The following is a 4,377-nucleotide window of genomic DNA, read 5'->3' as shown; positions in this document are numbered from 1 at the left end:
GCAATAGCAACAAGATACGACAAACTTGAGCGAAATTATGCCAGTATGGTTGCCATGGCTTTTATAATGATGTGGTTACCCATGTGGGCTGTATAAGTTATGTACACGAAACGTCAACAGCCCCTAGCGCGAGAGAGTGTAGCTACATTTTTTGCCACCTTTGAAAGCAGTGTGACGCGCTCTTTTGGCGCAACTTCTCCGTCTTCAGCTTCCTGAAGTTGAATAATACTTTCAAAAAGTTCAGTCTGAATTAAAGCAATCACAGCCTCAGAACGTGCATCTTGATCATCCACGGCACCTTCTGTAAGCATCCGTGCTGCTTCTGTTGCCGCCCGTATTGCACCGTATCGCTTTTCTATTTTTTGTCCATAACGGTGAATAGCGGACTTACTGATTACATAACCTTGATCACGCAGCAAGGTTTCGAGTTCTTGGTATCCACTAAACCCTGATTCAGTCAACGCTCGTTCCAACCAGCGCCGAACGTCTTCAGGGAGTTTATCGATTGTGCTTCGACGCGCCATTATTCACTCCAGTACTTTTCAGGACGAGCAATACCAAGGCCACATGCGACCGTATATTCAACAACATCAACACCAATACGAGTTAAGTCAGCAAACCAACTACCCGATGGCTGTTTATTGAGGTCAATTAATTTACGGTCTGCCAGATAATCTAACTCCTTCCGTAATTCCAATGCAGTGACGTCAGGATAAATCGCGCGAGATATATCCAATAACAGAGTTTCACTAGCGGTATATGGGCGGGTTTTATTCAGTGCGACCAACAGACTCCAGCGCAATGATTCACGACGAACACGAGCAACATCAATCATTTTTACCTCCGGCAATTCGGTGCTGCTGCACCATCTCTAATTTGCTGTAAAGCGCATCCAGCTTGGCTTCAATTACTGTTTGACCACGAATATAATCTTCACGGCGCACGTAATTCAGCGGCAAGTCAGCCTTAAACTGCATAAACTCACGTTCGAGCTGAGACCAATTGTCTACGGAATTTTTAAGCGCTTGCTCTAACGAGGCGTGTCTTTCCTCCTGCCGCTCTTCGGCCTTGCTGAATAACCACTTTGCGATGCCAAAAATGAAACCGAGGAAAGAGAGCAGAAAACCTACGGCAGCCCAAAATTCAATCTGTAATGTCATTGTTGTAATCCTTCGATGTAATCCAGCAAGCCATTAACCTGAGCTTTCAATGCAAGACACTGTTCCCCGTTGTCGATGATATTGGCGAGGATATCTCGTTGCGTGATACCGGATGGCCGTAGCTGGGCATCAGAGCTTTCATTTCCACTGGACGTTTCATCAGCACCGGAGGTAACGGAGGCAGAGCGAGTTTGTGCACTGGACAGGCCGAGGGCGGCGTTGTATTGCTGCACGAAGCCACGAGTAAACACACAATTAACAGGATGAAACTGTTGTTTTTCATCCATCCAACTCTGGGTAACATGGTCAATTTTCCTCTTCAGTTGTTGGTTCTGAGTGCGGAGTTGTTCAATATCGTTGAGATAATTGGCTGCTGCCTGATGCGCTGAGTGGACCTGCATTTGGTAACGTTGATGCAAGGCATTGAGTACAGTCAATTCCCGTTCTGCCCGTTGCTTTTCCAGCAAAAGAAATTCGGCTTTCTGCTGTGCTAATGCGCTGTTTCCTGTCTCCGTTGCTTTCTGAAAGCCCGTGGTATGACCTCTCCAGTGAGCTAAAGCGAACATGCAGATTAGCGACAAAATCAATACACCAGGTTTAGTCCACAATTTAATTGGCACAGCTGGTACCTCCCCAAGTTAAATAACGAGGTGCGAGTTCCAGTAATATGTGTTTGGAATAATGTCGATTTTCTTTCCATGCTGACGCTCTACGGCCAGCATTCTGAGATTCAACATGACCGAACCAGATCCACGGATTGAGACCAACTGCCTCGGTTTTCTTCTTATCCCGTAGTAACCAGCCTAAACCTCCGTTATAGGAAGACAGCACCATCGCCATTCTTTGGCACTTATCGGCAGCTTTAATGCGTTGCCATAGCCAATGGTCATAGTGAACCATTGCCTGTATAGACCAGATTGGGTTGAAGGGATCTTTATTGGATAATTCAGGAATACGTTGACTAATCCAATCTGCTGTTGTGGGCATAAACTGGGCCATACCCTGAGCACCAACAGGAGAAATAGCTCGTGATTTCCAGTCACTCTCCTGATGCAACTGAGCAGCAAAATCAGCTACAGGTGCATTCAATCCCCAGATCACACGAGAAGCACGTATCAAGTCATTGCGGTATTGCTGCGAACGGTGTGGTGGTTCGTCAGCCAATGCTGAGCTGATCATTCCGCCACACCACAACAGTACAATTCTGATAATCTGCCGCCAATTCATAATCACAACCCTGTAGCTACGCTCAGACAGGTGGCGGCAACAATCAGTGCACGGCGTATCAGAACGGCAGCAAACACCACATGGTAGCCAGTCTGAACGGGATATTTTCCTTCTTTCATGAGTATCTCATCATGTTTCAGATACTGACCGGGCCTTGCTTTCGGGAATAAACTGCGGTCTAGCCAGTACCCCAAGACAACAGCCAGAGCAATAAGTGATAATTTGTAGATCACGACAGGGACTTGTTGAGGGGAAACTAAACCGATAGTGAGCAGCAATAGAACAGCTGTTAACAACCAGCCACCGAGGCGTAATTTTTTGACAAGAGATATAAACGATTTGAAAGTTTTCACTGAACTGTCTCCATAGTCGTTGATGGAAACAGTTTTGCCAATTTATCGGGAAAAGGATTTTAAAGGGCGTTAAGAGCGCATCAGAAAAGTAAAAGACAGGATAAGAGCGACCTGCCTAACGCTCGAACACTGGGTAGGCTATCAACTCACAGGCATGCACTGTGAGCCAACCGAGGCTCTTTCCGCTATTGATTATTGATGACCGGGAAAGCCTAACTCATTTTCAGCTAATGGAAAAGGCTTACGGATAATGAAAGAACAATCTTTACCTATCGTTCCGTGGATTGGTGGTAAACGCCGATTAGCAAAACATATTTTACCGTTATTTCCTGAGCATACCTGTTATGTCGAACCGTTCTGTGGTGCTGCTGCACTGTATTTCCTAAAAGTACCGAGCAAATGTGAAGTGATTAATGATATTAATGGTGAGTTGGTGAATCTTTATCGCGTGATAAAACATCACTTGGAAGAGTTTGTCCGACAATTTAAATGGGCATTGGTCAGCCGCCAAATTTATAAATGGTTGCAGATTACCCCCGAAGAAACGCTAACCGATATTCAGAGAGCAGCGCGTTTCTATTATCTCCAAAAGCAGGCATTTGGCGGTAAGGTTGCTGAACATACTTTCGGTACTTCCACCACCAGCCCCCCGCGATTTAATTTACTCAGAATAGAAGAAGAGCTATCAATGGCTCATCTGCGACTGGCAAGAACGATCATTGAAAATATGAACTGGGCACAATGCATCCAGCGGTACGACAGACCGCATACACTGTTTTATTGTGATCCTCCATATTGGGGTACCGAGGGATATGGCATAGAGTTCGGGCTTGAGAACTATGATCTATTAGCAGAATTAGCACATACCATCCGAGGGAAAATGGTGATTTCGGTGAACGATATTCCAGAAATGCGCAAGGCGTTCAAAGGGCTGACAATGCAAGCAGTTAATATCGGTTACAACTTGAAAGTTACGGGGAAAGTTAAACAGAGTAAAGAACTAATCATTTGTAATTTCTAATAACCGAGAATGGCAAGGCAATATATTTGCTTTGCCATTTTTTTATCTTTAACCTAAACCAATAGAACGGGATACAAACTGTAAACCTATTCCGAGAGTTTGGCTAACTAAAGACCTTAATGCTTCTTTACTTTCAGTCTTCAATGTTTCCTTAATACGATCACCTAATGGGGTTTTTAAGCTATCAGGGATTACTTTGAGAACTTCTAAACCCTCAGCGGTTAATACGGCTCTATGACAACCTTCAGAGCTCATAGTCCCTGCCAAATAACCATTCGTCATGAGCCAATCCACTGTATCCAGAAAAAATCTATGATCTTCTACTGTAGTACAAAGTTCGTCAGAGTATGTTCCATCAGAATATTGAAGGGGTTCACCGATTATCTCTGTGGGTAAAAGATCTATCTTTAAAGGAAATGACTCATATAATTTCCCAAATATAATACCTACAATTTCATTAAATTTTTCTATGTTTGTAGTAGACATAAATAACCTCAGCTTCGTTTAAAAATAGCGATATCACAATCCCGTAAATTCAAGCTCGGTTTTTTAGGTTGGAATGTATAAGCAATTAGGCCAGCGACGATTTCCAATAAAAAACCGAGCTGACTGCGGT

Annotated in this window: 8 protein-coding genes and 2 pseudogenes; 2 read left to right on the top strand and 8 right to left on the bottom strand. The window is 44.1% G+C overall.

Annotated features, from left to right (window positions below; all coding sequences use genetic code 11):
- Positions 1-96: pseudogene (locus C5470_RS21390) on the top strand (IS5/IS1182 family transposase); the annotation flags it as partial.
- Between the two features lie 17 nt (positions 97-113).
- Here C5470_RS21390 and C5470_RS21385 read toward each other — a convergent pair.
- From C5470_RS21385 to C5470_RS21360, 6 genes are read right to left on the bottom strand one after another with little or no spacing between them, the layout of a single operon-like run.
- Positions 114-524 (bottom strand): DUF3486 family protein, encoded by a 411-nt coding sequence (locus C5470_RS21385; protein WP_166291775.1) that lies wholly within the window; start codon positions 522-524, stop codon positions 114-116.
- On the bottom strand, positions 524-835 hold the full coding sequence (locus C5470_RS21380) for a hypothetical protein (protein ID WP_112879739.1): 312 nt from the start codon (positions 833-835) through the stop codon (positions 524-526). Before C5470_RS21380 ends, C5470_RS21385 begins: the two co-directional genes overlap by 1 nt.
- Entirely contained in the window at positions 828-1,160 is a 333-nt protein-coding gene (locus C5470_RS21375) for a hypothetical protein (RefSeq protein ID WP_088371073.1), read from the bottom strand. The genes C5470_RS21380 and C5470_RS21375 overlap by 8 nt, the downstream gene beginning before the upstream one ends.
- Entirely contained in the window at positions 1,157-1,780 is a 624-nt protein-coding gene (locus C5470_RS21370) for a hypothetical protein (RefSeq protein WP_166291773.1), read from the bottom strand. The genes C5470_RS21375 and C5470_RS21370 overlap by 4 nt, the downstream gene beginning before the upstream one ends.
- Positions 1,770-2,387 (bottom strand): transglycosylase SLT domain-containing protein, encoded by a 618-nt coding sequence (locus C5470_RS21365; RefSeq protein ID WP_166291771.1) that lies wholly within the window; start codon positions 2,385-2,387, stop codon positions 1,770-1,772. The genes C5470_RS21370 and C5470_RS21365 overlap by 11 nt, the downstream gene beginning before the upstream one ends.
- Positions 2,388-2,389: 2 nt before the next feature.
- A complete protein-coding gene (locus C5470_RS21360) occupies positions 2,390-2,740 on the bottom strand; it encodes a putative holin (RefSeq protein ID WP_166291769.1) in 351 nt (116 codons plus the stop codon).
- A 250-nt stretch (positions 2,741-2,990) separates the two neighbouring features.
- Here C5470_RS21360 and C5470_RS21355 point away from each other — a divergent pair, with 250 nt between their 5' ends.
- Positions 2,991-3,761, top strand: coding sequence for a DNA adenine methylase (locus tag C5470_RS21355; protein ID WP_112879742.1), 771 nt, complete (start codon positions 2,991-2,993; stop codon positions 3,759-3,761).
- Between the two features lie 48 nt (positions 3,762-3,809).
- Here C5470_RS21355 and C5470_RS21350 read toward each other — a convergent pair whose 3' ends face one another.
- Together C5470_RS21350 and C5470_RS23895 are read right to left on the bottom strand one after the other, a co-directional pair.
- Positions 3,810-4,247, bottom strand: a complete 438-nt coding sequence (locus tag C5470_RS21350) for a hypothetical protein (protein WP_112879743.1) — start codon at positions 4,245-4,247, stop codon at positions 3,810-3,812.
- Between the two features lie 8 nt (positions 4,248-4,255).
- Positions 4,256-4,377 (bottom strand): annotated as a pseudogene (locus C5470_RS23895) (IS982 family transposase); the annotation flags it as partial.

Source organism: Photorhabdus stackebrandtii, from assembly GCF_011189495.1.
Lineage (GTDB): Bacteria > Pseudomonadota > Gammaproteobacteria > Enterobacterales > Enterobacteriaceae > Photorhabdus > Photorhabdus khanii.
The sequence above is the reverse complement of the archived record's forward strand: the minus strand, read 5'-3'. Positions and strand labels throughout refer to the sequence as shown.